At 64.9% G+C, this 26,948-nt stretch carries 30 protein-coding genes and 2 tRNA genes; 16 read left to right on the plus strand and 16 right to left on the minus strand.

Going from position 1 to position 26,948, the window contains the following annotated elements; all coding sequences use genetic code 11:
• Nucleotides 1-81: 81 nt before the first annotated feature.
• Together K0P03_RS06580 and K0P03_RS06585 are read right to left on the minus strand one after the other, a co-directional pair.
• A complete protein-coding gene (locus tag K0P03_RS06580) occupies nt 82-1,374 on the minus strand; it encodes a dihydroorotase (RefSeq protein WP_023512783.1) in 1,293 nt (430 codons plus the stop codon).
• Nucleotides 1,371-2,312, minus strand: a complete 942-nt coding sequence (locus K0P03_RS06585; protein ID WP_023512782.1) for an aspartate carbamoyltransferase catalytic subunit — start codon at nt 2,310-2,312, stop codon at nt 1,371-1,373. The genes K0P03_RS06580 and K0P03_RS06585 overlap by 4 nt, the downstream gene beginning before the upstream one ends.
• A gap of 171 nt (nt 2,313-2,483) precedes the next feature.
• On the opposite strand from K0P03_RS06585, the gene K0P03_RS06590 reads away from it, so the two are divergent.
• On the plus strand, nt 2,484-4,136 hold the full coding sequence (locus K0P03_RS06590; RefSeq protein WP_023512781.1) for an acyl-CoA dehydrogenase family protein: 1,653 nt from the start codon (nt 2,484-2,486) through the stop codon (nt 4,134-4,136).
• On the opposite strand, the gene K0P03_RS06595 is transcribed toward K0P03_RS06590, so the two are convergent.
• The gene (locus K0P03_RS06595; RefSeq protein WP_023512780.1) at nt 4,118-5,053 is read right to left on the minus strand and encodes an AEC family transporter; all 936 of its coding nucleotides are present in this window, start codon (nt 5,051-5,053) and stop codon (nt 4,118-4,120) included. The two genes, K0P03_RS06590 and K0P03_RS06595, sit on opposite strands and share 19 nt — an antisense overlap.
• A gap of 208 nt (nt 5,054-5,261) precedes the next feature.
• Between K0P03_RS06595 and K0P03_RS06600 the strand changes: the two genes are divergently transcribed.
• The gene (locus K0P03_RS06600; RefSeq protein WP_272789180.1) at nt 5,262-5,393 is read left to right on the plus strand and encodes a hypothetical protein; all 132 of its coding nucleotides are present in this window, start codon (nt 5,262-5,264) and stop codon (nt 5,391-5,393) included.
• Nucleotides 5,390-5,716, plus strand: coding sequence for a DUF6105 family protein (locus K0P03_RS06605; RefSeq protein ID WP_272789181.1), 327 nt, complete (start codon nt 5,390-5,392; stop codon nt 5,714-5,716). The genes K0P03_RS06600 and K0P03_RS06605 overlap by 4 nt, the downstream gene beginning before the upstream one ends.
• Here the strand turns inward: K0P03_RS06605 and ruvX are convergent.
• Both ruvX and K0P03_RS06615 read right to left on the minus strand, forming a co-directional pair.
• Nucleotides 5,662-6,147, minus strand: a complete 486-nt coding sequence (gene ruvX, locus K0P03_RS06610) for a Holliday junction resolvase RuvX (protein WP_050743059.1) — start codon at nt 6,145-6,147, stop codon at nt 5,662-5,664. The two genes, K0P03_RS06605 and ruvX, sit on opposite strands and share 55 nt — an antisense overlap.
• A gap of 11 nt (nt 6,148-6,158) precedes the next feature.
• Nucleotides 6,159-6,455 (minus strand): alkylphosphonate utilization protein, encoded by a 297-nt coding sequence (locus K0P03_RS06615; protein WP_272789182.1) that lies wholly within the window; start codon nt 6,453-6,455, stop codon nt 6,159-6,161.
• A 117-nt stretch (nt 6,456-6,572) separates the two neighbouring features.
• On the opposite strand from K0P03_RS06615, the gene K0P03_RS06620 reads away from it, so the two are divergent.
• The 8 genes from K0P03_RS06620 to K0P03_RS06655 all read left to right on the plus strand — a co-directional run bounded on the left by K0P03_RS06620 (nt 6,573) and on the right by K0P03_RS06655 (nt 12,275).
• Entirely contained in the window at nt 6,573-7,277 is a 705-nt protein-coding gene (locus tag K0P03_RS06620; protein WP_272789183.1) for a metal-dependent hydrolase, read from the plus strand.
• Between the two features lie 104 nt (nt 7,278-7,381).
• The gene (gene gatC, locus K0P03_RS06625; RefSeq protein ID WP_272789184.1) at nt 7,382-7,669 is read left to right on the plus strand and encodes an Asp-tRNA(Asn)/Glu-tRNA(Gln) amidotransferase subunit GatC; all 288 of its coding nucleotides are present in this window, start codon (nt 7,382-7,384) and stop codon (nt 7,667-7,669) included.
• 3 nt (nt 7,670-7,672) lie between these two features.
• On the plus strand, nt 7,673-8,137 hold the full coding sequence (locus K0P03_RS06630; RefSeq protein ID WP_272789185.1) for a GNAT family N-acetyltransferase: 465 nt from the start codon (nt 7,673-7,675) through the stop codon (nt 8,135-8,137).
• Between the two features lie 18 nt (nt 8,138-8,155).
• The gene (gene gatA, locus K0P03_RS06635; protein WP_272789186.1) at nt 8,156-9,637 is read left to right on the plus strand and encodes an Asp-tRNA(Asn)/Glu-tRNA(Gln) amidotransferase subunit GatA; all 1,482 of its coding nucleotides are present in this window, start codon (nt 8,156-8,158) and stop codon (nt 9,635-9,637) included.
• Between the two features lie 255 nt (nt 9,638-9,892).
• Nucleotides 9,893-9,966, plus strand: a tRNA-OTHER gene (locus K0P03_RS06640).
• Nucleotides 9,961-10,037, plus strand: a tRNA-Asn gene (locus tag K0P03_RS06645). The genes K0P03_RS06640 and K0P03_RS06645 overlap by 6 nt, the downstream gene beginning before the upstream one ends.
• Nucleotides 10,038-10,473: 436 nt before the next feature.
• Nucleotides 10,474-11,619, plus strand: a complete 1,146-nt coding sequence (locus K0P03_RS06650) for a slipin family protein (protein WP_050743063.1) — start codon at nt 10,474-10,476, stop codon at nt 11,617-11,619.
• Between the two features lie 143 nt (nt 11,620-11,762).
• Nucleotides 11,763-12,275, plus strand: a complete 513-nt coding sequence (locus K0P03_RS06655) for a GNAT family N-acetyltransferase (protein ID WP_272790455.1) — start codon at nt 11,763-11,765, stop codon at nt 12,273-12,275.
• Between the two features lie 34 nt (nt 12,276-12,309).
• Here K0P03_RS06655 and K0P03_RS06660 read toward each other — a convergent pair whose 3' ends face one another.
• From K0P03_RS06660 to K0P03_RS06675, 4 genes are all read right to left on the minus strand, one after another.
• Nucleotides 12,310-12,567 (minus strand): YjhX family toxin, encoded by a 258-nt coding sequence (locus tag K0P03_RS06660; protein ID WP_023514041.1) that lies wholly within the window; start codon nt 12,565-12,567, stop codon nt 12,310-12,312.
• Between the two features lie 193 nt (nt 12,568-12,760).
• Complete coding sequence (locus tag K0P03_RS06665) at nt 12,761-13,663, minus strand: NAD(P)/FAD-dependent oxidoreductase (protein ID WP_272789187.1); 903 nt, start codon at nt 13,661-13,663, stop codon at nt 12,761-12,763.
• Between the two features lie 86 nt (nt 13,664-13,749).
• Complete coding sequence (locus K0P03_RS06670) at nt 13,750-14,193, minus strand: RrF2 family transcriptional regulator (RefSeq protein WP_050743067.1); 444 nt, start codon at nt 14,191-14,193, stop codon at nt 13,750-13,752.
• Nucleotides 14,194-14,248: 55 nt separating this feature from the next.
• Nucleotides 14,249-14,554: a DUF1294 domain-containing protein gene (locus K0P03_RS06675; RefSeq protein ID WP_272789188.1), complete on the minus strand. Its 306-nt coding sequence runs from the start codon at nt 14,552-14,554 to the stop codon at nt 14,249-14,251.
• Nucleotides 14,555-14,683: 129 nt separating this feature from the next.
• On the opposite strand from K0P03_RS06675, the gene gatB reads away from it, so the two are divergent.
• From gatB to K0P03_RS06695, 4 genes are all read left to right on the plus strand, one after another.
• A complete protein-coding gene (gatB, locus tag K0P03_RS06680; RefSeq protein WP_023514045.1) occupies nt 14,684-16,186 on the plus strand; it encodes an Asp-tRNA(Asn)/Glu-tRNA(Gln) amidotransferase subunit GatB in 1,503 nt (500 codons plus the stop codon).
• 68 nt (nt 16,187-16,254) lie between these two features.
• Nucleotides 16,255-16,755 (plus strand): GNAT family N-acetyltransferase, encoded by a 501-nt coding sequence (locus K0P03_RS06685; RefSeq protein ID WP_050743165.1) that lies wholly within the window; start codon nt 16,255-16,257, stop codon nt 16,753-16,755.
• 153 nt (nt 16,756-16,908) lie between these two features.
• Entirely contained in the window at nt 16,909-17,307 is a 399-nt protein-coding gene (locus K0P03_RS06690; protein WP_023514047.1) for an NADH:ubiquinone oxidoreductase subunit NDUFA12, read from the plus strand.
• A 76-nt stretch (nt 17,308-17,383) separates the two neighbouring features.
• The gene (locus K0P03_RS06695) at nt 17,384-17,839 is read left to right on the plus strand and encodes a DUF2155 domain-containing protein (protein WP_272789189.1); all 456 of its coding nucleotides are present in this window, start codon (nt 17,384-17,386) and stop codon (nt 17,837-17,839) included.
• Between the two features lie 70 nt (nt 17,840-17,909).
• Here K0P03_RS06695 and aat read toward each other — a convergent pair whose 3' ends face one another.
• From aat to K0P03_RS06720, 5 genes are all read right to left on the minus strand, one after another.
• Nucleotides 17,910-18,524 (minus strand): leucyl/phenylalanyl-tRNA--protein transferase, encoded by a 615-nt coding sequence (aat, locus tag K0P03_RS06700; protein WP_272789190.1) that lies wholly within the window; start codon nt 18,522-18,524, stop codon nt 17,910-17,912.
• A gap of 12 nt (nt 18,525-18,536) precedes the next feature.
• Entirely contained in the window at nt 18,537-19,883 is a 1,347-nt protein-coding gene (gene accC / locus K0P03_RS06705) for an acetyl-CoA carboxylase biotin carboxylase subunit (RefSeq protein ID WP_272789191.1), read from the minus strand.
• A gap of 10 nt (nt 19,884-19,893) precedes the next feature.
• Nucleotides 19,894-20,364, minus strand: coding sequence for an acetyl-CoA carboxylase biotin carboxyl carrier protein (gene accB / locus K0P03_RS06710; protein ID WP_272789192.1), 471 nt, complete (start codon nt 20,362-20,364; stop codon nt 19,894-19,896).
• Nucleotides 20,365-20,386: 22 nt separating this feature from the next.
• On the minus strand, nt 20,387-20,824 hold the full coding sequence (gene aroQ / locus K0P03_RS06715; protein ID WP_023514052.1) for a type II 3-dehydroquinate dehydratase: 438 nt from the start codon (nt 20,822-20,824) through the stop codon (nt 20,387-20,389).
• Nucleotides 20,825-20,975: 151 nt separating this feature from the next.
• Nucleotides 20,976-21,734: a DsbA family protein gene (locus tag K0P03_RS06720; RefSeq protein WP_130515116.1), complete on the minus strand. Its 759-nt coding sequence runs from the start codon at nt 21,732-21,734 to the stop codon at nt 20,976-20,978.
• A 207-nt stretch (nt 21,735-21,941) separates the two neighbouring features.
• Between K0P03_RS06720 and K0P03_RS06725 the strand changes: the two genes are divergently transcribed.
• Nucleotides 21,942-23,093, plus strand: a complete 1,152-nt coding sequence (locus K0P03_RS06725) for a pyridoxal phosphate-dependent aminotransferase (protein ID WP_272789193.1) — start codon at nt 21,942-21,944, stop codon at nt 23,091-23,093.
• A gap of 82 nt (nt 23,094-23,175) precedes the next feature.
• Here K0P03_RS06725 and K0P03_RS06730 read toward each other — a convergent pair whose 3' ends face one another.
• Nucleotides 23,176-23,940 carry an SDR family oxidoreductase gene (locus tag K0P03_RS06730; protein WP_050743071.1) on the minus strand — a complete coding sequence of 255 codons (765 nt, stop codon included), beginning with the start codon at nt 23,938-23,940 and terminating at the stop codon, nt 23,176-23,178.
• A 132-nt stretch (nt 23,941-24,072) separates the two neighbouring features.
• Nucleotides 24,073-26,931 carry an Rne/Rng family ribonuclease gene (locus tag K0P03_RS06735; protein WP_050743072.1) on the minus strand — a complete coding sequence of 953 codons (2,859 nt, stop codon included), beginning with the start codon at nt 26,929-26,931 and terminating at the stop codon, nt 24,073-24,075.
• Nucleotides 26,932-26,948 lie beyond the last annotated feature (17 nt).

Raw genomic sequence — 26,948 nt, forward strand, 5'->3', positions numbered from 1 at the left:
CCGTTATTCTGCATCCATGGTGGTGGATCCTCTGGCTTGGCCTGAGCGTCCACCCATGGGCTCGCTGGACCGACGTCCCTTTCAGTCCAGCGAATAGACCCGTTTTCCGGCAACATAGGTGCTAATCGCGCGTCCCGTAAAGCGGGCATCTTCGAAGGGCGTATTCTTCGAGCGCGAGACGAAGCGGTCCTTGGTGGCAAGCCACGGCTCGTCGGGGTCGATCAGCACGATGTCGGCGCGTGCACCGGGCGCAAGCGTGCCGGCGTCGAGGCCGAAGATCTGCGCCGGGCGCGTCGAGAGCGCATCGAGGAGCCGCATCAGCGGAACCTCGCCGCTGTGGTGCAACCGGAGCGCTGCCGCCAGCATGGTCTCGAGGCCGATCGCGCCGTCGGCGGCATCCGCGAAGGGCAGGCGCTTGGTGTCGACGTCCTGCGGATCGTGCGAGGAGACGATGATGTCGATCTCGCCGCGGGCGAGCGCATCGACCATGGCCTTGCGGTCGTCCTCCCCGCGCAGCGGCGGGGAGAGCTTGAAGAAGGTGCGGTATTCGCCGATGTCGTTCTCGTTCAGCGTCAGGTGGTTGATCGAGGCGCCACAGGTGACGTTTGCACCGCGTTCCCTGGCGGTCTTCACGGCCTCGGCCGATTCCGGCACGGAGATCTGTGCGGCATGGTACTTGCCACGCGTCAGGCCGGCGATGCGCAGGTCCCGTTCGAGCGGGATCAGTTCGGCCTCGCGCGGGCTACCGGAAAGGCCGAGCCAGCTGGCGAGCAGCCCCTCGTTCATCACGCCGCCGGCACCGAGATGTTTGTCGCGGGTTTCGAGCGCGATGACGCTGCCGAATTCGCGGGCATAGGTCATCGCCCGGCGCAGCACCTGCGCATTGTGCAGCGGGTTGCGGCCATTGGTGAAGGCGACGGCGCCGGCATCCTTCAGGAGGCCGAACTCGGTCATCTCTTCGCCTGCAAGGCCCTTGGTGAGGGCTGCGGCCGGATGGATATTGACGATCGCCTTGTCGCGGGCGTTCTTCAGCACGAATTCGACAAGCGCGATGTCGTCGATGACGGGATCGGTGTCCGGCATGGTGATGAAGGTGGTGACGCCACCGGCCGCCGCGGCGCGCGAGGCCGATTCGATCGTCTCGCGGTGCTCGGCGCCGGGCTCACCGACGAAGACGCGGGCATCGACAAGGCCGGGAGCGGCGATGAGGCCGCGGCCATCGACGATTTCGGCGCCCTCGGGCGCGCCCTGGTTCTGCGCGCCGCTGCCGATGGCGGCGATCTTGCCGTTCTCGATGACGATGGAGCCCATTTCATCGAGGTTGCGGGAGGGGTCGAGGATGCGGAGGTTCTTCAGGACGGTGGTGCGGGTCATGCGCGAACACCCTGGTTCTGCGAAACAAGAAGCGTTTCCATCACGGCCATGCGGACGGCAACGCCCATCTCGACCTGCTGCTCGATGACGCTCTGCGGCCCGTCGGCGATCTCGGAGGCGATCTCCACGCCGCGGTTCATCGGTCCGGGATGCATGACGAGCGCATCCTCCTTCGCTGCCTTCAGCTTTTCTGCATCGAGCCCGTAATAGTGGAAATATTCGCGCACCGACGGCACGAAGGCGCCGGACATGCGTTCGCGCTGCAGGCGCAGCATCATCACGACATCGGCATCCTTCAGGCCTTCGGCCATCGAATGGTAGACCTCAGCGCCCATGTCGGCGATGCCCGACGGCAGCAGCGTTGCGGGCGCCACGACGCGCACGCGGGCACCCATGGCGTTGAGCAGCAGGATGTTCGAGCGGGCGACGCGCGAATGCAGTACGTCTCCGCAGATGGCGACGATGATGCGCGAGAGCTTGCCCTTGGCGCGGCGGATGGTCAGCGCGTCGAGCAGGGCCTGCGTCGGATGCTCGTGCTGACCGTCGCCGGCATTGACCACCGAACAGGAGACTTTTTGTGCGAGAAGCGCGGCGGCGCCGGCGGAGGAATGGCGCACGACCAGCACGTCCGGGTGCATGGCGTTCAGCGTCATCGCCGTGTCGATCAGCGTTTCGCCCTTCTTCACCGAGGAATTGCCGACTGACATGTTCATCACGTCGGCGCCAAGGCGTTTGCCGGCAAGCTCGAAGGAGGATTGCGTGCGGGTGGAGGCTTCGAAGAACAGGTTGATCTGTGTCAGGCCCCGGAGGGTCGACGTTTTCTTCTCCCTTTGCCGGGAGATTTTCACCGCCTCGTCGGCGCGGTCGAGCAGGTGTGTGATCTCCTGCTCGGTCAAACCCTTGATGCCGAGAAGGTGGCGATGCGGAAAGAAGTCCATGAAACTCCGCCTCAACTGTCGTGGATACGCGGGGTCTATAGAGTGTCGGTTCCCCCGCGGCAAGGCGAAGCGGCGGCAAGGCCGCGCATTCCCACGCTTTTGTGAAGCCGAGCGCGCCGGCAACCGCACGGCCCCGTTTCGCCCCGCCGCGACTTGGGCTAGAACCCGCTCATGACTCGCGACAAGACGACCGAACAGAAACTCGCCGATCTCAACCAGCCGCCGCTCTGGTCGGGCATCAATGCCTATCGCTCCGACCCGCTGCTGGTCGATGCAACCGACGCCATGCCCAAGGGGCTGCGCGACGAGTTCGACGCGATCGGCCGCTACGTGACCTCGCCGGAAGCGCAGGAGCTCGCCCGCATGGCGAACGAGGGCGTGCCGCAGCTGCGCACCCACGGCCCGCGTGGCGAGCGCCTCGACGTCGTCGATTATCATCCCGCTTGGCACGCGTTGATGCGCCGCTCCATGGCGAGCGGCCTGCATTCCTCGCTCTGGGAGAATGTGCCGGAGGAGAAGGGCAGGGCGCACAAGGCGCGTGCCGTGCGCTTCTACCTGACCGCTCAGCTCGAATGTGGCCATCTCTGCCCGCTGACCATGACGAGCGCCTCGGTCGCGGCCCTGTCCGTCTCGCCGCAGGTGCAGCGCGAATGGGGCCGGAAGATCCTGTCGCGCAAATATGACAGCACGAACAAGCCCGCCATGCAGAAGAGTGCCGTCACCATCGGCATGGGCATGACGGAAAAGCAGGGCGGCACGGATGTGCGCGCCAACACCTCCACCGCCGAGCGTGTCGGCGAGGGCATCTACCGGCTCTCCGGCCACAAATGGTTCATGTCGGCACCAATGAGCGACGGGTTCGTCATGCTCGCCCAGACCCGCGAGGGCGTCGGCTGTTTCCTCGTGCCGCGCCTGCTGGAGGACGGCTCCAGCAACGGCCTGCGCTTCCAGCGCCTGAAGGACAAGATCGGCAACCGCTCCAACGCCTCCTCGGAGGTCGAGTTCTCCGAAACGTTCGGCTTCCTGCTTGGCACGCCCGATGCCGGCATCCGCACCATCCTCGACATGGTGACCCTGACGCGGCTTGACTGTGCGCTGGCCTCGTCCGGCATCATGCGCGCCTCGCTCGCCGAAGCGGTGCACCATACGCGCGGCCGCAGCGTCTTCGGCAAGCCGCTGGTCGCCCAGCCGATCATGACGCGCGTGCTCGCCGACATGGCGCTCGACGTTGCGGGCGCGACCGCGCTCTCCCTGCGCCTGGCGGAGGCCTTCGACAAGGCGCGCGACAGCGCCGAGGACGCTGCCTACGCCCGTATCATGACGCCCGTGACGAAATACTGGTGCTGCAAGATCGCGCCCGCCCTGATCTACGAGGCGATGGAGTGCATCGGCGGCAGCGGCTATGTCGAGGAGCGGCCGATCGCGCGGCATTATCGCGAGGCGCCCGTCAATGCGATCTGGGAAGGCTCGGGCAACGTCATGGCGCTCGATCTGATGCGCGTCACCAGCCGGGGCAGGGACCTGTTCGAGATGCTGTTTGCCGGGCTTGCCCGCGATCTCGGTCCGGCTGGCAAGAAGACGGTCGACGTGCTGCGTGCGGCGCTCTCGCTATGCGAGCGCGACGAGGGAGCGGCCCGCATGCTCGTGGAGCAGCTGGCGCTCGCCGCTGCCGCGGCCGAACTCTACCGCGCCGGTGCCGGGCGCATCGCCGATGCCTTCCTCGAAACGCGCCTCGCCTCGGGCTGGCGCTCGACCTACGGCATGCTCGATTCGCGCTTCGATTCGGCCTACATCGTCGACCTGCTCTATCCGCCGGCAAGATAGGCGGTTGCCGCCAATACGACCGGGATCGTGAAGAACGAGGCGATCGTCTGCAGCGTGGCGACGGCGGCATAGAGCGGCGCGTCGCCGCCCATCTGCTTGGCCAGCACGTAACCGTTCATCGCTGTCGGCACGCTCGCCCCCATGGCGATCGTCAGGAGCGGCTCGCCGCGCATGCCGAGCGCATAGGCCGCCGCCGTCATGACCAGCGGCATGAACAGGAGCTTCAGGGCGACCGGCAGCAGCGCCAGCGGCCGGGGCTTCAGCGCATCGGCCAGCTTCAGCCCGGCGCCGACCATGATGAGGCCAAGGCTGAGCGAGGTGTCCGCGACGAGTTCCGTCGCCTGCATCAGCGGCGCGTAGATCGGGATTTCCAGAAGGTTGACGGCGACACCGAGCACCGAGCCGATGATCATCGGGTTGGTGACGATTTTCTGGGCGAAGGTCTTCAGGCTGCGCGTGCCGCCGCCGAACCAGACGAGAACGGCGATATTGTAGAAATTCAGGGGAATGATGATCAGCGTCGCCACGAGGGCGACGAGGGCAAGGCTGCCCGGGCCGTAAAGTTTTTCACCGATGGCGAGTGCGATGAAGGCGTTCCAGCGTGTCGAGGTCTGGAAAACCGAAGTAAACGACGCGCCTGAAACCTGCGCGGCGCGAAAAAGCGGCCAGGAGAGCGCCAGAATCGCTGCGATGAGCGTCACCGAGCCGATGGAGCCGAGCGCCACGCTGCCGGCGGCGATGCCCGAGAATTCCGCCTTGGCGAGCGTCGTGAAGAGCAGGCAGGGAAACAGCACGAAGAAGCCGAGCTGCTCGAGCCCGTTCCACATGTCGCGGTCGATCAGCCGCCAACGCTTGAGGAAAACCCCGAGCACAACGAGCAGGAAGACGGGGAGAATGCTTTCGAAGATGGCGAGCATGGGAACCAGGCGGGCGAGGAATGGTGGCTGCTCATTCCACGCCTTGCGCAGGCTTGCAAGCCTGCGCTGCCGTGCGGCCCGTGTGGAAATTAACCTTAATGGAGGGTTTACGTTGCGCGCACAGGGTTAACGGGCGAAGGTTCCGTTTACCTGGTGTTAACCATGCGAGCGAGTGCAGCCTATGGCCAGAACGGCCCGGATTTCGGTCATGACGACCCTGTTTTGTTTTGCGGCGGTGGATATCGTCGTCCCGCTCCTCGTCATCGCCACGGGCGTGGCGGTCAGCGAGATCGTCTTTGCAACCGGCGATCTTTTCGCGCCGAAGAGGAGGGTGGCATGAAGTGGTTCCTGATCCTCTGGGCCGGCCCGATCGCGCTGCTCGGCAGCTGGTACGGGCTTTCCTACTACGACATGAGCTTCGGCATCTTCATGCTGACGCGCGATGCGCATGACCTGGTGTTCCAGATCTACGGCCATATCCTCGGCATTCCGCCGGAAGACCTGCCGCCACTGGTGCTGCGCGCCATCGTCGTGGACAGCTTCCTGGTGCTGGGCCTCATCGCCTTCCGGCGCCGCAAGAGGATTTTTGCCTGGTGGCAGGCGCGCCGTCAGTCGGCGTCCGCCGCCCTTGCCAGGGACGAAAGCCTGTCGAGCGCCCCCTGAAGAATGAAGGAGGCGGCCGCCGAATCGATGCGTTCGGCGCGCTTCTTGCGCGACACGTCCATCTCGATCAGCGTGCGCTCCGCCGCCACCGTCGATAGCCGTTCGTCCCAGAAGACGAAGGGGATGTCCGTCTTGTCGGCCATGGAGCGCACGAAGGCGCGCGTCGCCTGGACGCGCGGCCCGGCACTGCCGTCCATGTTCATGGGCAGGCCGATGACGAAGGCGACGACCTTCTCCTTCGCCGCGAAGGCGAGCAGCAGCTCGGCATCCTGGGTGAACTTCACACGCTTCAGCACCGGCCGCGGCGTCGCCAGCCGACGGCCGAGATCGGACACCGAAAGTCCGATGGTCTTGGTGCCGAGGTCGAGGCCGGCGATCGGCTGGCCGGGGGCGAGGGTTTCGGCCAGGTCTTCCAGTGTCAGCGTTGCCATGGGGTAACCTCTCAGCGCTTGCGCACGAATTCCGTGCGCAGGACCAGACCCTTGATCGTCTCGTGCCGGCAGTCGATCTCGTCCGGATTGTCGGTGAGGCGGATGGACCGGATTACCGTACCCTGCTTCAGGGTCTGGCCGGCACCCTTCACCTTCAGGTCCTTGATGAGCACGACCGAATCGCCATCCGCAAGCACGGTGCCGCTGGCGTCCCGCACCTGGCTCTGGGCGGCCTTTTCCGCGGCGATTTCCGATGCCGGCCGCCATTCGCCGGTTGCTTCGTCATAGATATAGTCGTCGTCGCTCATGACGGCTCCTTGCATGTTGCTCCATCTCGAAAGCCACGCTTATAACGATCCGGCGATGGATGGAAACGGCCTTCGCCGGTTCTATATTGCGCCAAGGACCCCAACGGGAGAACAAGCATGAAAATCACCTGGCTCGGCCACTCCGCCTTCCGGATCGAAACGGCGAAAGCCAGAATCCTGATCGACCCGTTCTTCACCGGCAATCCCGCGTTCGACGAGGCCACCCGCAAGGACGCGGTGGCGGGCCTCACCCATATCCTGCTGACCCACGGCCACGGCGACCATGTCGGCGATACGATCCAGATCGCGAAGGAGACCGGCGCGACCGTGCTCGCCAACGCGGACCTTGCCGCCTGGCTCGGCGCCAAGGGCGTGGAGAAGGTCGATATGGGCAACACCGGCGGCACCGTGCATTTCGACGGTTTCTCCACCACCTTTGTCAATGCGCTGCATTCCTCCGCGCAGATCACCGAGGACGGTGTCTCCCATTCGCTCGGCAACGCCAATGGCCTTGTGCTGCATTTCGAAGACGAGCCGGCGCTCTATCACATGGGCGATACCGACATCTTCTCCGACATGGCGCTGATCCACGAGTTGCACCAGCCGGAAATCGGCCTTGTGCCGATCGGCGACCGCTTCACCATGGGCGGCGCCGTCGCTGCGCTCGCCTGCCAGCGCTTCTTCAATTTCGATACGGTCATCCCCTGCCACTACGGTTCCTTCGGCATCATCGCGCCGACGGCCGATCTTTTCGTGCAGGCGATGGACGGTGCTTCGGCCAAGATCGAGGTGCCGGGCGCCGGCGGTGTCGTCTCGCGCTGAGCGGCCGGAAAACGGGCGAGGGGGCGTGGAAGGGACCATTCCCCCGTTGCGCCCCTTGGGCTTGGTCAGTATAGCGGGTAGAAATTTCTGAGCGGAGACCACCCATGTCCGTAGATCTAGCCACCGTGAAGCGCGTCGCGCGTCTTGCCCGCATCGCCGTCAGCGAGGAAGAGGCAAACCGCATGACCGGCGAGCTGAACGGCATCCTCGGCTTTGTCGAGCAATTGTCCGAAGTCAATGTCGACGGCGTCGAGCCGATGACCTCCGTCACGCCGATGGAGATGAAGAAGCGCGAGGATGTCGTCAATGACGGCAACAAGGCGGATGCCATCGTTGCCAATGCGCCGGCCACCGACCGTAATTTCTTCCAGGTTCCGAAGGTGGTGGAGTAATCCTTGGCCGTCACCCTCGCCATCGAGAGCCCGCTTAGCGATGAGGTTCGCGCGCTGGTCGCCGAACTGAACATCGTGCTGCTCGCGCTCTCGCCGCCGGAGGCCTGCTACCACCTGACCGTCGAGCAGATGGCCGAGCCGGCCGTGACGGTCTGGATCGCCCGTGACGAGGGAACCGTCGTCGGCTGCGGTGCGCTGAAGCGCCATTCCGCGGCGGTGGGCGAGGTGAAGCGCATGTTCACCCGGCCGGACTGGCAGGGGCAGGGCATCGGCCGGCGCATCCTTGGCGAGATCCAGGCTGCCGCCGAACGGGAGAAGCTGGAAACGCTCGTGCTCGAAACAGGCGACCAGCACCCGGCTGCCTGGGCGATCTACGAGAAGGCCGGGTTCACCCGCTGCGGCCCCGTGCTCGACTATCCGGATTCACCCTATTCCATATTCTATCAAAAGCAGCTTCGTGCTGCCTGACCCGAAGTGACCGCACCCATGACCGATCTGACCCGCCTGACCATTGCCGAAGCCCGCGAAAAGCTCGGCGCCAAGGAGATCACCGCCGTCGAGCTGACGGACGCCTATCTCGGCGCGATCGAGGCGGCGAACCCTGTCATCAACGCCTATGTCGCCGTGACGCCGGAAAAGGCGCGCGATATGGCGAAGGCCTCCGATGGCCGCATCGCCGCCGGCAAGGCAGGTGCGCTTGAGGGCATCCCGCTCGGCATCAAGGACCTGTTTGCGACCGAGGGCGTGCATACCCAGGCCTGCAGCCACATCCTCGACGGCTTCAGGCCGGAATACGAATCGACGGTCACCGGGAACCTGTGGGCCGATGGCGCCGTCATGCTCGGCAAGCTGAACATGGACGAGTTCGCGATGGGCTCCTCCAACGAGAGTTCCTATTACGGCGTGGTCAAGAACCCGTGGCGCGCGAACGGATCCAACGCCGATCTCGTCCCGGGCGGTTCGTCCGGTGGTTCGGCCGCGGCCGTCGCCGCGTTCCTGTGCGCCGGTGCGACGGCGACGGACACCGGCGGCTCGATCCGTCAGCCCGCCGCCTTCACCGGCACCGTCGGCATCAAGCCGACCTATGGCCGCTGCTCGCGCTGGGGCATCGTCGCCTTCGCCTCCTCGCTCGACCAGGCCGGCCCGATCACCCGCGACGTGCGCGATGCGGCGATCCTCTTGAAGTCCATGGCAAGCGTCGACGCCAAGGATACCACCTCCGTCGATCTGCCGGTGCCGGACTACGAAGCCGCGCTCGGCCAGTCGCTGAAGGGCATGCGTATCGGCATCCCGCGCGAATACCGTGTCGAGGGCATGCCGGAGGAGATCGAGGCGCTCTGGCAGCAGGGCATCGCCTGGCTGAAGGAGGCCGGTGCCGAGATCGTCGACATTTCCCTGCCGCACACCAAGTACGCGCTGCCGGCCTATTACATCGTCGCGCCCGCCGAAGCCTCGTCGAACCTCGCCCGCTACGACGGTGTGCGCTACGGCCTGCGCGTCGACGGCAAGGACATCGTCGACATGTACGAGAAGACGCGCGCTGCCGGTTTCGGCCAGGAGGTCAAGCGCCGCATCATGATCGGCACCTACGTGCTGTCGGCCGGGTACTACGACGCCTACTACCTCCAGGCGCAGAAGGTTCGCACGCTGATCAAGCGCGACTTTGAGCTCGCCTTCAACGCCGGTGTTGACGCGATCCTGACCCCGGCGACGCCGTCCTCCGCCTTTGGCATCGCCGACGAGGATCTCGCATCCGACCCGGTCAAGATGTACCTGCAGGACATTTTTACCGTCACGGTGAACATGGCCGGCCTGCCGGGCCTTTCCGTGCCCGCCGGTCTCGACCACAAGGGCCTGCCCCTCAGCCTCCAGCTCATTGGCAAGCCCTTCGAGGAGGATGTCCTCTTCAAGACGGCGCATGTCATCGAAAAGGCCGCCGGCCGCTTCACGCCGGCCAGGTGGTGGTAAGGGGCCTTCAGCCCCTTCTGCCTGCACTGCGGGCGTACGGTTTCAATCGCCAGATCGTGTCGTAACGGCAACATCTGCCGTTACGACAGGCGTGTCCGCGTCTTTTTTGCTTGATCCCTTCCGAAGTCGAGAATAAACGCGCCGTCCCGGTCGTTCAGCCGGTGCGGATGTCAACGGATGGAGTTTTCCGCTCCTCCCGCGCGAGGCGGCCCTGCCGTCGCCGTGTACGGATGCCGCACCGAGAAGACTGGTATTGCGGACCTAGCTCAGCGGTAGAGCACCGGATGTTCCTCCGGAGGTCGCGGGTTCGATTCCCGTTGTCTGCTCCATTGGATAGCTCAGTGGTAGAGCATCAGATTGTTACTCTGACTGTGGAAGGTTCGAATCCTTCTCCAAAGCGCTGACTCAAAATCAGCGACAGCCTTCCAAGCTGTCTTACCTCCGGTCCGGGGACCGGACTGCGGACGGTAGACCGCAAGTGGGCCGAAAGGCGCGTTTGTGGTAAACCCGACGCCGGACATTCGCGGTCCGGTTCGCGGTGACGGTCAAGCCGCCTTCCGGCCGGCAAGGATGCCGCGGCATCCTTGCCCGCTTGAAGGCCGCGCGGCCCTCTCCCGAAAACCCGCCGCCGATGGCCGTCAGCCGGTTCCCGGATCATGCCTGTTAAAACATACCCCGCCCGCAGGTTCCCCGGGCGAAAAGGGGCTCACCGGGAACTGGCAAGGGAAACGGAACCGTGTTTGTGGTCCGCACCATCCCGCCGCCGATGCCAACAGAAACCAACGACGAAAGGACGATCGGTTCATGACGTAGCGTATGACCGAAGGAGCAGAACGATGACGATATTTCTCGATACGATCCTGGGGCGCACACGCGTCCTCGTGAAGGCAAACGAACGGGTGCTCGCCCTCTACAGGGGAGAAGTCCTCGGCATATTCGGCGCCGGTGAACACAGCCTGCCGAACCGCCGTGGCATGCTGGAGCTGGAACGTCACGACGTGAACCGGCCGACCTTCGTCTCGGCCTACGAGAAGCCGTTGTTCGATGGGCTCCCGGCGGTCGCGCAGCGCGAGCTGACGGTCTTTCGTACGAATGCCCGCGAGGTGGCTGTCGTCGAACGTGACGGTGAGCTTCACGCCGTTCTTGCACCGAACCAGAAGCTTGTGGTCTGGAACGCGGCAGGTCCGTGGACGGAGACGCGTGTCGACCTGGCCGGCGGGCTCGATGTCGATCCTGAGCTGATGCGCCGGTTGACGCGGGCGCGTCGCCTGGAACTCGTCACGGCCTTCCTGGTCAATGACGGGCAGGTCGGCCTGCTTGTCATCGACGGGACGCATCAGCGCATGCTGGAGCCGGGCGTCCACGCCTTCTGGAACGTCGGCCGGACGATCCAGGTGCGCGTGGTCGATCTCAAGCGCCAGTCGCTCGACGTCACCGGTCAGGAGCTGCTCACCCGCGACAAGGTCACGATCCGGGTGAACATCGCTGCCGAATACCGCGTCGTCGAACCGCTGAAGGCCGTCTCGGAGGTCAAGGATTTTGCGGATGCCCTCTACCGGGCGCTGCAGTTCGCCTTCCGCCAGACGCTCGGCACGCTGACGCTCGACCAGATCCTCGAACGCAAGGTGACGGTCCATGCGGAAGCGGCCGAGAAGGTTCGCACCGACATGGCGGCGATCGGGGTCGAGGTCTCGGCCATCGAGCTCAAGGACGTGATCCTGCCGGGCGAGATGCGCGACATCCTCAACCAGGTTGTCGCCGCTGAAAAGCAGGCCGAGGCCAATGTCATTCGCCGCCGCGAGGAGACGAACGCCACCCGTTCGCTCCTCAACACGGCGAAGGTGATGGCGGAGAACCCGGTCATGCTGCGGCTGAAGGAGCTGGAAGCGCTGGAGGCCATCGCCGGCAAGGTCGAGCGCCTGACGATCCACAACGGAACGGCGGGCCTGATGAACGACCTCGTCCAGCTTCGCGACAAGTAGGGGATCGCCCGGCCGGAAGGCCGGGCGGTTCCGTTTCGGCGGGTATTCGCTTCCCTCTCTCCATCATCTCCGTGGATAGTCCTTCGCCTCCCTCGCCAAGCCTTTCCGGCAATGCTTTCATGGTGTCGGAAAGGGCCGCCCGCATGATCGCCGTTCGCAATGCCCGTGAGGACGATGTTCCCGCTCTCGTCGACATCGGCGTTCGGGCCTGGGAACAGGCCGTCGTCGGCGTCGCCGACCTGCAGGTGCGGCGCGACTATGCCCGCAACGCCTTCCAGCAGTTCCTTGCCCGCCACTGGTTGCGGGTGAGCGTCGCTGAAACCGAGGGCCGGACGGCCGGATGGGCGGCGCGCGAGGCGCTGGACGACGAGATCAGCGACCTCTGGATCGACCCGCCACAGCAGAAGAAGGGGCTCGGCTCCGCCTTGCTCGCCGCCATGGAGGCGGAGATCGTCGCAGCGGGTTTCGAGGCGGCGCGGTTGCAGACACATGCCCGCAACACGGCCGCCGTCGGCTTCTTCCAGAAGCACGGCTATAGCGTGAACTGGCTGTCTATCGACTATTCCGAACGCCTCGACCGCGATGTCGAGTCGGTCGGCCTGCGCCGGCAGCTCGTTGCGGACGAGCCGCCCGGCTACGGGCCGGGCGGGTTCTGAGGGGAGGCGGGCTTTCGCCGCGCCTCCCGCGGGTTCACTGGTTGTCCAGCTGGGCCCGCACCAGCTCCAGGCCGCGGTGCGTGATGCGGTAGGGCCTGCCGCCGGAGGAGGCGATGCACCGCCGGCGTTTCAGTTTCCGGAAGAGGTCGATGTCGAGGCCGCTCGCTCGCCAGCCGTCCCGCGTGATGCAGGCGACCGTCATGATCTTCCGGTTGTCGTCTTTTTCGATGTCGATCCTGCCGCCCTGGGCGAGCAGATGGAGAATGCGCTGTTCGGCGCGCGAAATGTCCATTGTCTTGAGAATCCGTCCGGCGTTCGAATGAACGCGAAAAAACGTTCCGCCACCTACGAGGTGGCAGGGCTCATCGTTTTTCCAGACCCTGCGCGCAAGCTGTCGCGGGCAGGGTCTTCAGCAGGTCTCAGACGAGTTAGACATCAAAACTCCATTTGCGGATGCCCCGGAATAGCCGGGGCATCCGCAAAGGTCAATGCATCGGCCAGATCAGGGAATGGTGCAGGAAGACGGCGGTCTTTACGCCGTTGGCGGAGGCGAGCGAGATATTGGCCGCCCCGAGCGCGATGTCGCCGGCTGCATAGAGGCCGGGCAGGGACGTCTGGCCCGTGTCGTCTGTGTGGAGGATGCTGCCGATCGGCGTTTCCTTCAGCGTCAAGCCGCGCCCGGCCGGGATGGTGCTGCGCACCCGCGCCTCCGGCATCACGAAGAGCGCCTTCACGAGGGTCGGGATGCCCGGACCGGTCTCGACGGACAAGAGGCCATCCGGCCCGTCGGCGATGGCGGTGACGCGGCCCGGCCGGAGCTTCACATTGCGCTCGGCGAGCACGGCAAGGGCCGCGTCGTCCGGCTCCGGCGCCATGTTGGTAAAGAGCGTGACATTGCCCCAGTCGGCAACCACCGCCGCAAAGCGCGCCGCCTCGGCCGTGCGCGCCAGTACGCCAACCGGTCCACCGCCCACCTCGTAGCCATGGCAATAGGGGCAATGCAGCACCGTCTTGCCCCAGCGCTCGGCAAGGCCCGGGATATCGAGCAACTGGTCCTCGAAGCCGGTGGCAAGCAGCACGCGGCGCGCCGCAATCCGCCCGCCGTCGCCGGTGACGATGGAGAAGGCGTCCTTCTCCCCGTCCAGCCGTTCGGCCGGCACGTCACGGAAGGTGACCGTCGCGTAGGCGGCCAGCTGTCGGCGGGCATCGGCAAGGATGTCGCGGCCCGGCCGGCCGTCCTGGGCAAGGAAGCCGTGCGAATGGGCGGCGAAGCGGTTGCGCGGCTCGCCGGTGTCGAGAATGGTGATGCGGCGCCGGGCGCGGGCAAGCTGCAGGGCGGCGGAAAGGCCGGCAAAGCCCCCGCCGATGATGATGGCATCTTCGGTCATGGTTCATCCTTTCTGTGGAGCGCGCGGCATCGTTCGCCCGATGGGTATCGGTCGTTCGATGCGGAGTATCGGGAAGGCGTTCCCGTTTAGCCGGTATCGGTCCGACGGCGTTTCGCCGCCACCCGGTAATCGGCGGCGAGGTCGGCAAGCGTCGTGCCGGCGAAGCGCGCCATCAGGATCGCCTCGGCGTCCTTGAGCGCGTCGCCGATCACCCGGTTGACGGATTGCTCGATCACGCAGCCCGGCATTTCCGTCGCCGGGCCGATCTGGAAGACGATCGGCTCGCCGAGCGCGTTGTAGATGTCGAGCAGCGAGATGTCCGCAAGCGGCCGGGCAAATTGCCAGCCGCCGCCATGGCCGCGGCCGGATTGCACGATGCCGGCGTCGCGAAGGCCTGCCATGGTGCGCCGGACGACGACGGCATTGGTGTCGAGGCAGAGTGCAAGGTCGTCCGAGGTCATCGGCGCCTCGCGTTCGGCCATGTGCATGAGTGCGTGGAGCACGGCGGAAAGACGGCTGTTTCTTTTCATGTAACAATAATAGTTACAAATCTTGCTGTCTGTCAACATGCCGGCGATGCAGGTGTCAGCCGGCGCGCAGTGTACGGACGAGGGCAGGGCCGAAAATCAGCGTCGCCGGCACGAGCGCCGCGTGCAGAATCAGGATCGCCATCAGCTGCGTGCGAAAGGGCTCCTTGCGCGTCTTGTGCCGCAGCAGCCGTTGCGCGGCGACGGCGCCGAGGCTGCCGCCGAAGAGCGCGAACTGAAGCAGCCGCGCTTCGGAAACGCGCCAATGGCCGTCACGCGCGGCTTCCTTGTCCCGCCAGTAGAGGCAGAACGTCACGACGTTGAGGAGAAGGAAGATGATAAGAAGTGTTGTCGTCGTACCCATGGCATCAGTTTAGTCGATCATCCTTGCGGCTTGGCTAACGAGGGTCGGCCTCATGCGCTGAAAACCTTGCACCGCCTGCCCATATGTTCTACCGAGACAGCACCGAAGACACCACAGCAAGAGCCGAAAATGACCCTCGTCGACGTCCGTACCCCCGATCCGAAACGCTTCATCCCCGGCGCCACCGGCGATTGGGAAGTCATCATCGGCATGGAGGTGCACGCGCAGGTCCTTTCGAATTCGAAACTGTTCTCCGGCGCCTCCACCGAATTCGGCAAGGCGCCGAATGCCAACGTCTCGCTCGTCGATGCGGCCATGCCCGGCATGCTGCCTGTGATCAACGAGGAATGCGTCCGGCAGGCCGTGCGCACCGGCCTCGGCCTCAAGGCGCAGATCAACCACCGCTCGATCTTCGACCGCAAGAACTACTTCTATCCGGACCTGCCGCAGGGCTACCAGATCTCGCAGTTCAAGGACCCGATCGTCGGCGAGGGCAAGATCGTCATCTCGCTCGGCCCCGACCGCCAGGGCAATTTTGAAGACATCGAGATCGGCATCGAGCGCCTGCACCTGGAGCAGGACGCCGGCAAGTCGATGCACGACCAGCATCCGACCATGTCCTATGTCGACCTCAACCGTTCGGGCGTCGCGCTGATGGAGATCGTCTCCAAGCCGGACATGCGCTCGTCTGATGAGGCCAAGGCCTATATGACGAAGCTGCGCTCCATCGTGCGCTATCTCGGCACCTGCGACGGCAACATGGACGAGGGCTCCATGCGCGCCGACGTCAACGTCTCCGTGCGCCGCCCGGGCGAAGGTTTCGGCACGCGCTGCGAGATCAAGAACGTCAACTCCATCCGCTTCATCGGCCAGGCGATCGAATACGAAGCCCGCCGCCAGATCGGCATTCTGGAGGATGGCGGTTCGATCGACCAGGAAACCCGCCTCTTCGATCCGGGCAAGGGCGAGACGCGCTCCATGCGCTCGAAGGAAGACGCGCACGACTACCGCTACTTCCCCGATCCGGACCTGCTGCCGCTGGAGTTCGACAACGAATTCGTCGGCAAGCTGCTCGCCGACCTGCCGGAACTGCCCGACGACAAGAAGATCCGCTTCGTCAAGGATCTCGGCCTTTCGGTCTACGACGCCTCGGTGCTCGTCTCGGAGAAGGCGATCGCCGACTATTACGAGGCCGTGGCTGCCGGCCGCGACGGCAAGACGGCCGCCAACTGGGTCATCAACGACTTGCTCGGTGCCTTGAACAAGGACGGCAAAGCCATTGAAGAGACTCCGGTTTCGCCCGCCCAGCTCGGCGGCATCATCGATCTCATCAAGGACGGCACCATCTCCGGCAAGATCGCCAAGGACCTCTTTGAAATCGTCTGGACCGAAGGCGGCAACCCGGCCGATATCGTCGAATCCCGCGGCATGAAGCAGGTAACGGACACCGGCGCCATCGAGAAGGCCGTCGATGAAATCATCGCCGCCAATCCCGATCAGGTCGCCAAGGTTCTCGCCAAGCCGACGCTTGCCGGCTGGTTCGTCGGCCAGGTGATGAAGGCGACGGGCGGCAAGGCCAACCCGCAGGCCGTGCAGGCCCTCGTCAAGGCCAAGCTGGGCATTGAGGACTAGGAAGCAATTCCAGGAAAAGTGTGAAGCGGTTTTCCGTCTGGAACTGCTTCAAAACAAAGGAATTTCCCATGTTCTTCGTCCGCACGGCCTCCGAACGCGACCTGGCGAAGGTCAGCGCGCTTCTGGCCGAGACGTGGCACGCCACCTATGACGCGCTCTACGGCGCGGACAAGGTGCGCGAGATTACCGCGCGCTGGCATTCCGTGCCGGCGCTGAAGGCCCGGCTGGAGCGCAAGGACAGCGAGTTCGTCGTCGCCGACAACGGCAAGGAGCTTGCCGGCATGGGCTATGTCGCCATGGCGAAGGATCGGCCGAAGGTAGCGTTCCTGCACCAGCTCTACGTGCTGCCGCGCTATCAGCGCCAGGGCATCGGCCGCGACATGTTCGCGGAACTCGAAACCTGCTTCCCGGATGCCACGACGATGCTGCTGGAGGTCGACCCGCGCAACGATGCGGCGGTCGCCTTCTACTACGCGCACGGCTTTGCCAAGGTCGGCGAGGCGCAGCACACCGCCGACAACATCTCCGGTGTGCCGCTGGATGTCTATGAGAAGCCGCTCGGCGGCTGATCCGCGGCGAAAAGCCGTGGGCGAAGGGGCGGGAATCGCTGGACATTCCAGCGCTGCCGCGCCATAAGCGGAAGAAAGATCGCCCGCTTTCTGCGGGCGGCCCAACAGTCTCGGGCCGCGCTTCCGGCACGGCCCTGCCAAGGACGCCAGCCCATGAACCTTCTCAAGCAGATTTTTACCTGGTGGAACGGTCAGACGATCGGCACCCGTTTTCACACCTGGCGCTTCGGCACCCGGGTCGGCCAGGACGAACTCGGCAATGTCTACTACCAGGGCGGCGCGAAGGATTCCGAAGGGCGCACGCGCCGCTGGGTGATCTACAACGGTTATGCCGAAGCCTCCGCCATCCCGCCGGGCTGGCACGGCTGGATGCACCATCGCACCGATGTTTCCCCGGCCGATGAAAAGTATCAGGCCCGCGACTGGGAAAAGCCGCACCGCCAGAACCCGACCGGCACCGCCCAGGCCTATCGTCCGCCGGGCTCGCTTGCCGCCGCCGGCGAACGTCCGCGCGTGACGGGCGACTACGACGCCTGGACGCCGGGCAACTGATACCGATTTGGCCACATTTCGCCGCTAGCTCCAAGCGACCGGCGAACGCCGGAGCGGTTCGCAGGAGACGGCATTCATGACATCAGGGTTTTTCTCGGCAAACGCCGGACGGCGGCTTCTTGTCGCCGCGCTTGTCGTGGCCGCCGCAGGCGCGGCGCTGTTGCCTGTGGCTGCGGAAGCCGCCCGCGTCGAGAACCCGGTCGCCGTCTTCTCCGGCATCGACAAGATCACTGGCCGCATCACCAATTTCGACGTCTATATCGGCGAGACCGTGCAGTTCGGCGCGCTCCAGGTGACACCGAAGGTCTGCTACAGCCGCGACGACACCGAGGCACAGAAGGTGACGTCCTTCGTCGAGGTCGACGAGATCACTCTCGACCGCAAGATCCGTCGCATCTTCACCGGCTGGATGTTTGCCGACAGCCCCGGTCTCAACGCCGTCGAACACGCCGTCTACGACGTGTGGCTGACCGAGTGCAAGGCGAAGTCTGACGTGCCGCCGCCGGAAGACGCGAAGGCGAAGACCCAGTAAATCGCTCTCCAGGGACGTTTTGCCTGCCCTTGTGGATCCCCGGGCAAAGCCCCGCGCCACATCTTCTCCGTCAAAACGGCAAATGCGGCGAAGCCAGCGCGTTGGCCAGCATGTCCTCGTATTCGATCTTCGGCACATCGATTGCGCCGAATGTCTTCAGGTGCTCGGTGGTGAACTGCGTGTCGAGCAGGCGGAAACCGTTTTTCTTCAACCGCTCCACCAGATGCACCAGGCAGATCTTCGAGGCGTCCGTGCGCCGCGAAAACATGCTCTCGCCGAAGAAGGCCGCGCCGAGCGAGACGCCGTAGAGGCCGCCGACGAGTTTTCCCCTCTCCCATGCTTCCACGGAATGGGCATGGCCCATGCGGTGTAGCGTGCCGTAGAGCGACTTGATCTTCGTGTTGATCCAGGTGGAGGGCCGATCGGGCGCGGCCTCGGCGCAGGCGGCCAGCACCGCGTCGAAGGCGGTGTCGAAACGGATGTCGAAGGGCTTTTTGCGGATCGTCTTGGCGAGGCTGCGCGAGACGTGGAACGTATCGAACGGGATGACGCCCCGAATGTCCGGCTCGACCCAGAAGAGTTCCGGGTCGTCGGCCGAATCAGCCATCGGGAAAAGCCCGATGGAATAGGCGCGCAGAAGCAGGTCCGGGGTGATTTCCGGGTGCCGGCTGCGTCGCCCTGCCATGACCGACGCCCCTCAGGCGTCGGTTTTGCCGGCCAGATAATTCTCCAGCCAGTGGATGTCGTAATCGCCGTTGGCGATGTCCTGATTGGCGATCAGGTCCTGGAAGAGCGGCAGCGTCGTCTTGATGCCGTCGATGACGAACTCGTCCAGAACGCGCCGCAGGCGCATCATGCATTCGACGCGAGTGCGGCCGTGCACGATGAGCTTGCCAATCAGGCTGTCGTAGTAGGGCGGGATGCGGTAGCCCTGATAGGCGCCCGAATCGACGCGCACGCCAAGGCCGCCAGGCGCGTGGAAATGCGTGATCGTACCCGGCGAGGGAACGAAGGTGCGCGGATCCTCCGCATTGATGCGGCACTCGATGGCATGGCCGGAGAAAACGATGTCTTCCTGGCTCACCGAAAGGCCGGCGCCGGAGGCGACGCGGATCTGCTCGTGCACGAGGTCGATGCCGGTGATCGCTTCGGTGATCGGGTGCTCCACCTGAAGGCGGGTGTTCATCTCGATGAAATAGAACTCGCCGTTCTCGTAGAGGAACTCGACCGTGCCGGCGCCGCGGTATTTCAGCTTCTTCATGGCGTCGGCGCAGACCTGGCCGATCTTCATGCGCTGCTCGACGTTGAGGGCCGGAGAGTTGGCCTCTTCCCAGACCTTCTGGTGGCGACGCTGCAACGAGCAGTCGCGCTCGCCGAGATGCACGGCATTGCCCATGCCGTCGCCGACGACCTGGATTTCGATATGGCGCGGCTTGCCGAGGTATTTTTCCATGTAGACGGCGTCGTTACCGAAGGCGGCGAGCGCCTCGGAACGGGCCGTCGAGACGGCTTCGTCAAGATCGGCCTCGGTCTTGGCCACCTTCATGCCGCGGCCACCGCCACCGGCGGTCGCCTTGATGAGCACGGGAAAGCCGATCTGGCGGGCGACTTCGAGCGCGTTTTCCGGCTTCACCTCACCGTCGGAGCCAGGAACGACGGGGATGCCGAGTTCCTGCGCCGTCTGCTTGGCGGTGATCTTGTCGCCCATGATGCGGATGTGCTCCGCCGTTGGGCCGATGAAGGTGATGCCGTGCGCGTCGAGGATTTCCGCGAACTTGGCGTTTTCAGACAGGAAGCCGTAGCCGGGATGCACGGCGTCGGCGCCGGTGATCTCGCAGGCGGCGACGATCTGGTGGATGTTCAGATAGCTCTCGCGCGACGGGGGCGGGCCGATGCACACGCTCTCGTCGGCGAGGCGCACATGCATGGCATCGGCATCCGCCGTCGAATGCACGGCGACCGTGGCGATGCCGAGCTCCTTGCACGCCCGAAGGACGCGAAGGGCGATTTCGCCGCGGTTGGCAATGAGGACTTTGGAGATCATGGGGGCCGCCTTATTCGATGATGACAAGCGGTTCGCCGTATTCGACCGGGCTTGCATCCGAGACGAGGATTTCGGTGACCTTGCCGGAGCGCGGCGCCGGGATCTGGTTCATCGTCTTCATGGCTTCGATGATGAGGATGGTCTGGCCTTCCTTGACCGTGGCGCCGACCTCGATAAAGGCACGCGCGCCCGGAGCAGGCGACAGATAGGCCGTACCGACCATCGGCGCCGTGACGGCGTTCTTGTTGTTACGGGCGTCGGCAACGGGGGCTGCGCCAGCCGTGGCTGCGACGGCCGGTGCGGTATAGGCGGCAGCCGGTGCAGCGATCGGTGCCTGGACATATTGCGGCGTGCCGGCGCGCGAGACGCGGATGCGCAGGTCGTCCTGCTCCACTTCGATCTCGGTGAGGTCCGTCTCGTTGAGGATGTTGGCGAGATCGCGGATGAGCGTCTGATCGATGCCGTGTTTCTTGTCAGCCATGGAAATGAGCCTCTTGTTTTTCTTATTTCGTGATGGACGAAAGCGCGTGAAGCGCGAGGATGTAGCTGTGCGCGCCGAAACCGCAGATGACGCCCTTGACGGCGGGCGCGATCATCGACGTATGGCGGAATTCTTCGCGGGCATGCACATTGGAAAGGTGCAGTTCGACCACCGGCACCTTGATGGCGCGAATGGCGTCGTGCAGGGCGATCGAGGTGTGGGTATAGGCACCGGCATTGATGGCGATGCCGGCGGCGGCATCGCCGCCCTCGTGGATCCAGTCGACCAGATCGCCTTCATGGTTGGACTGGCGGAAATCGACCGCAAAGCCCAGCTTCTCACCCTCCGCCTTGCAGAGCGCCTCGATATCCGCAAGCGTGTGCCCGCCATAGATGCCGGGTTCACGTTTGCCGAGGGCGTTCAGGTTGGGACCGTTGAGCACGAAAAGGGTGGAAGCCATTCACAATTCCGCATGCTGGAAAGACAATTACCTATAGACCGGCGGTTTCCACAGGGAAAGCCCCAAGGGCAGGGGCTTTGCCGGTCGAATGGGGCGATGTCCACAAGCAGCAACGGCTGAACACGGCCAGCGTGGCAGGAAGATGGCGGTTTTAGCAGGTCGCCTTGCCGCACGCCCTGACATTGGCGATCTTTTCGCGAAGGTCGTCCGCGCCCACCGCGCCGAAGATCATCTCCTGGCCGAGCACGTAGGACGGCGTGCCGGTGATGCCGAGCTCGTTGGCCAGCGAATAGGCTTCGCGCACCGCCTCGTCATGCGGCTTGTCGGCCATCGTCTTGCGGAGGTCAGCCTCGGCAAGGCCCATCGTCGCGGCAAGGGCGATCGCGCTTTCTTCCGTCGCGCGGCCCTCGTTGCCGAGCAGCGCGCGGTGGAACTCGCCGTATTTTTCAGGGGCGAGATCCCGCACGGCTGCGCTCACCTTGTGGGCGGCGAGCGAATCGGGGCCGAGGATCGGCAGTTCCTTCAAAACGAAGCGGATGTTCTTGTCTTCCTTCAGCAGCGCATCCATGTCGGAGAGCGCGCGCTTGCAGTAGCCACAGTTGTAGTCGAAGAATTCGACGATCGTGACGTCGCCCTTCGGATTGCCGAGTGCGATGTCGTAGGGCGAGGAGAAGATCGCCTTTTCGTTGTCGGTGATGGCGGACTGGGCTTTCGCCTGCTGCTGCTCTTCCTGCTTCTTCTGCAGGGCCTCCTGCACCTCGATAAGGATTTCCGGGTTCTCGACGAGGTATTCCTTGATGAATTCGCCGATTTCCTTCTTCTGCGCATCATCGAGGGCAAGGGCGGGCAGGGGGGCTGCGACCGAAAGGGCAAGTGCTACCGTGGCCGCGAGCTTCGTCTTGAATGTCATGTCTTTGCTGTCCTCGTCGTGATGCGCCGGAGAAGTGCCATTGGCGGCCCCTCAACGTCAATGCGGGTCGTGGCGCTTTCAACGACCTTATGGTCGGGCAGGCGCAAACGATAGGGTAAAAGCGGCGGATTTTCGGCCCTCGCGGGATTGTGAAGACGGGCATCTTGCGGCAGGAAGACGCGACCCGAAGAACCGGAAGGCAGTCCCATGAAACTCTCCCGCCGCGGCGCCGTCGAACCCTTTCACGCCATGGATGTGCTGGCCGAGGCGACGAAGCGTCGTGCGGCCGGCCGGCCGGTGATTTCCATGGCCGTCGGCCAGCCCGTGCATCCCGCACCGCAAGCGGCGCGAGACGCCGCCCGCCGGGCGCTCGAGATCGGCCGCATCGGCTATACGGATGCGCTCGGCCTCCTTTCGCTGCGCCGCGCCATATCCGATTTCTACAAGCGCCATCACGGCGTCTCCGTCGATCCGGGCCGGATCGCCATCACGACAGGCTCTTCGGCCGGCTTCAACCTCGCTTTTCTCGCGCTGTTCGATGTCGGCGACCGCGTTGCTATCGCGCGTCCCGGCTATCCGGCCTACCGCAATATCCTTGCGGCGCTCGGCATCGAGACGGTGGAAATCGAGGTGAATGCGGAAAACGGCTTCACGCTGACCCCGGCAGCGCTGGAGGCCGCCGCCGCTGCCCATGGCCGCATCGACGGTGTGCTGCTCGCCAGCCCGGCCAATCCGACGGGCACCGTGACCGGTCGCGCCAATCTCGCGGCGCTCTCCGCCTATTGCCGGGACAACGGCATCGCCTTCATCTCCGACGAGATCTACCACGGCCTCACCTTCGTCGGCGAAGAGGCGACGGCGCTGGAGTTCGGCGATGACGCGGTGATCATCAACTCCTTCTCGAAATACTATTGCATGACCGGCTGGCGCATCGGCTGGATGGTACTGCCGGAGACGCTGGTGCGCCCCGTCGAGCGCATCGCCCAGAGCCTCTACATTTCCGCGCCGGAGCTTTCGCAGATCGCGGCGGAAGCTGCGCTCGGGGCGGAGGCGGAACTCAATGTCTATCGCGACGCCTACAAAGCGAATCGCGACCTCCTGGTGAAGCGGCTGCCGGAACTTGGCTTTGCCATCGCCTCGCCGATGGACGGCGCCTTCTACGCCTATGTCGATGTCAGCCGATTCACCAATGACAGCATGGCCTTCGCTCGCCGCATGCTCACGGAAACCGACGTCGCGGCGACGCCGGGTGCCGACTTCGATCCGCAGGACGGACACCATACGATGCGCTTCTCCTATGCGGGCGCCTACGAGGAGATGAGCGAGGCGGTCGACCGCCTCGCGCGCTGGCTCGCCTGAAACGGGGAAAGCGGTACCGTTTCAGGCGCTTGTGGCGAGAACCGGATTCAATCCCGCAAGCCCGTGAATCGCCTTGTGAACATCAGACCCGGTTGATCGACACGCCGCCGTCGACGAGCATCGCCGTCCCGGTCGTGAAACTTGCGGCATCCGAGCACAGGAAGAGTGCGGCCTCGGCAATCTCCTCCGGCGCGGCGATGCGCTTGAAGGCATTGAGGCCGGCGATGAAGTCGCGCGCCTCCGGCGTGTTTGCCACCGCCCGCCCCATCGGCGTGTCCGTCGCGCCCGGCAGTAGCGCGTTCACGCGAATACCTTTCGGCCCGTATTCCGAGGCGAGCACCTGCACGAGGCCGACGAGGCCGGATTTCGAGGCGGCATAGGCTGCGAGCCCCGGAAAGCCGGCCGTGTAGCCGACGAAGGTCGAGGTGAAGACGAGGCTGCCGCCGCCGCGTGCTTCCATGGCCGGCAGCTGGTGTTTGGCCGCGAGAAAGCCGCTGGTCAGGTTGATGGCGACGACGTCCTGCCATTCGGCCAGGGAAAGGGCGGTGAGGGGGCCGACCGGACCTGTCGTTCCGGCATTGTTGAAGGCGATGTCGAGGCCGCCGAATTCGGCCCGCGCCGCCTCGACCAGCGCCTGGTGGTGGGCCTCCTCGCTGACGTCGCCTGGCACCGCGACGGCGACGCCGCCTGTTCCACGGATCTCGTCGGCAAGCTCTTCGAGCTGCTCGCGCCTGCGGGCGGAGAGCACGAGCCGTGCGCCCTGGCGGGCGAAGAGAAGCGCGGCGGCGCGGCCGATGCCGGAGCTGGCGCCGGTGACGATGGCGATCTTGTTGTCGAGACGGGGCATGAATTTCTCCCTTGCTGGTTTCCTGCGGCCCGGATGTCGCAGAAGGGAGCGACGGGAGCCACCCGAAACCCGCGCACGAAAAAGGCCCGGACAATGCCGGGCCTTTCTCAATTCCTGGATATTAGCGGCTTCTTAGAAGAAGCCGCGGCGCTGCCACCAGCCGCCCTTCTTGGGCTTTTCCGGTTCGTCGTCCGGCGCTGCTTCTTTCGTCGTCGAAGACTTCACCACCGGCTCGGAGGCAATCTTGGAGATGTCGCGGTTGGCGCGCCCGGGCTTGGCCGGTTCGTCGAGAGCGGCAGAGGCTGCTTCGACTTCCGGCTCGACCGGGGTTGCCTCTTCGGCGGCAGAAGCCGGCTGGGCCTCGATCTCGCTGCGGGCAGCTTCATCGGTGGCGACCTCTTCTACGGCCTTGGCACGGCTGCGGCGAGCGCGCTTCGGCTTGGCCGCCGGCTCTTCAGCCACCACTTCGACCGGCGCTTCCTCGGCCGCGACGATCACTTCGGCGACCTCTACCTCGACGGCGACGGCCTCTTCGGCGTCGTCCGCATCGCTATCGCCGTCCTCGGAGCCTTCGGCGCCAGCCTCGAGCGAGCCGTCCTCGGGACGGTTGCGGCGGCCGCCGCGCTTGCCGCGGCGGCGGCGCTTGCGGCGATCGGACGTGTCGTCAGCCTGCGCCTGGGGGGTGTCTTCCGCACCCTCGTCGCCATCGGCCTCGTCGTCATCGAGCGCGTCGTCATCACCGGCCTGTTCGCCACCGAAGGATGCGGTGTCCGTGCCGTCACCGTTTTCGCGGCGGCCACGACGACGGCGGCGGCGCTTGCGCTTGTTGCGGCCGTTCTCATCGGATGTCGCCGACGAGGACGAAGCCTGCGCGGCCGCGGCCGGGCGCGCTTCTTCCTCGTCTTCGTCGATCTCGTCTTCGACTACGATGTCGTCATCTTCCGGTTCGGGTTCGAAATGCAGTATCTGCTCGATCTTGACCGGGTTCTCGACGGGCTCGCCGCGGTCGATCGCAAAATGCTGCGCGCCGACATGGGCATCCGCCTCGATGATGATCTGGACGCCGAAGCGGGTCTCATAATCGATGATCGTGCCGCGCTTGTGGTTGAGCAGATAGAGCGCGATATCGGGCGTCGTGCGGACAACGATGTTGTGCGTCGTGTTCTTGAGCAGGTATTCCTCGATGCCGCGCAGGACGTGCAGCGCCACCGACGACTGCGAGCGGATATGGCCCGTGCCGTTGCAATGCGGGCAGGTCTGCATGGTCGATTCGAGAACCGAAGCGCGGATGCGTTGGCGCGACATTTCCAAAAGGCCGAAATGCGAGATGCGGCCGACCTGGATGCGCGCGCGGTCGTTCTTGAGGTGGTCCTTGAGGCGCTTTTCGACCGACCGGTTGTTGCGCTTCTCCTCCATGTCGATGAAGTCGATGACGACGAGGCCGGCAAGGTCGCGCAGGCGAAGCTGGCGCGCCACTTCCTCGGCGGCTTCCAGGTTCGTCTGGAGCGCGGTCTCCTCGATCGAGTGTTCGCGCGTCGAGCGGCCGGAGTTGACGTCGATCGAGACGAGCGCCTCGGTCTGGTTGATGATGATGTAGCCGCCGGACTTCAGCGTCACCTGCGGCTGCAGCATGCGGTCGAGCTGGGCTTCGATGCCCGAGCGCGAGAAGATCGGATGCACGTCGCGATAGGGCTGCACGACCTTGGCATGGCTCGGCATCAGCATCTTCATGAAGCCCTTGGCTTCACGGTAGCCTTCCTCGCCGGCGACGATGATCTCGCTGATGTCCTTGTTGTAGAGGTCGCGGATCGAGCGCTTGATCAGCGAGCCTTCCTCATAGACGAGGCAGGGCGCGGTGGAGGCGAGCGTCAGCGTGCGGACGTTCTCCCACAGGCGCATCAGGTATTCGAAGTCGCGCTTGACCTCGACGCGGGTGCGGTTTGCGCCGGCGGTGCGCAGAATGACGCCCATGCCCTGCGGAACCTCGAGGTCGCGGGCGATTTCCTTCAGGCGCTTGCGGTCCTGCAGGTTGGTGATCTTGCGCGAAATGCCGCCGCCGCGCGCCGTGTTCGGCATCAGCACGGAGTAGCGGCCGGCGAGCGACAGGTAGGTGGTCAGCGCCGCGCCCTTGTTGCCGCGCTCTTCCTTGGCAACCTGCACGAGCAGGATCTGGCGGCGCTTGATGACTTCCTGGATGCGGTACTGCTTGCGCGGCTTGCGCACGACGCGATCCGGAACCTCTTCCATCGCGTCTTCGGCGCCGACGGATTCGATGACTTCCTTTTCCTCGCCGTGATGATCGTCCTCGTCATCATCGTCATCGCGGCGACGGCGGCCGCGCGAGCGTTCGGCGGGCTCGGAAACCTCGTCGGTGTCGACGGCCATGGCCATCGCGCCGCCGGGGGTCTCGTCGTCGCTGCTCTCGGCGGGGGCGGCGGCCTCTTCGGCGGCCGGTGCATCCTCGGCTTTCGCCTTGGGCTTGCGCGGGCGGCGCGGCTTCTTCGGCTTTTCGGCCGGTGCCTCTTCCGCAAGGGCGGCCGCGGCTTCGACGACTTCGGCCTCGACAACAGTCTCGGCGGTTTCTGCCTCGACGGGCGCAACGGCCTGCACTTCTTCTTCAACGGCGGCTGTTTCCGGCGTTGCCGCGTCTTCGGAGCGATCGCCCGCGGTCTCGACATGCTCGATGTCGTCGTCGCGGCGGTGCTCCTCGGCCTCGGCCCTCAGCAGGGCCTGTCGGTCGGCAAGCGGGATCTGGTAGTAATCCGGGTGGATTTCGGCGAAGGCCAGGAAGCCGTGGCGGTTGCCGCCGTAATCGACGAAGGCCGCCTGGAGCGACGGTTCGACGCGTGTGACCTTGGCAAGGTAGATATTGCCGCGGATCTGTTTCTTGTGTTCGGATTCGAAGTCGAATTCTTCTATGCGGTTTCCGCGCACGACAACGACGCGCGTCTCTTCAGAGTGAGACGCATCGATAAGCATTTTCTCTGCCATGTAGATTGAGCTCCTCG

The sequence above is a fragment of the Shinella sp. HY16 genome (genome assembly GCF_028534175.1).
In the GTDB taxonomy this organism is placed as follows: Bacteria; Pseudomonadota; Alphaproteobacteria; order Rhizobiales; family Rhizobiaceae; genus Shinella.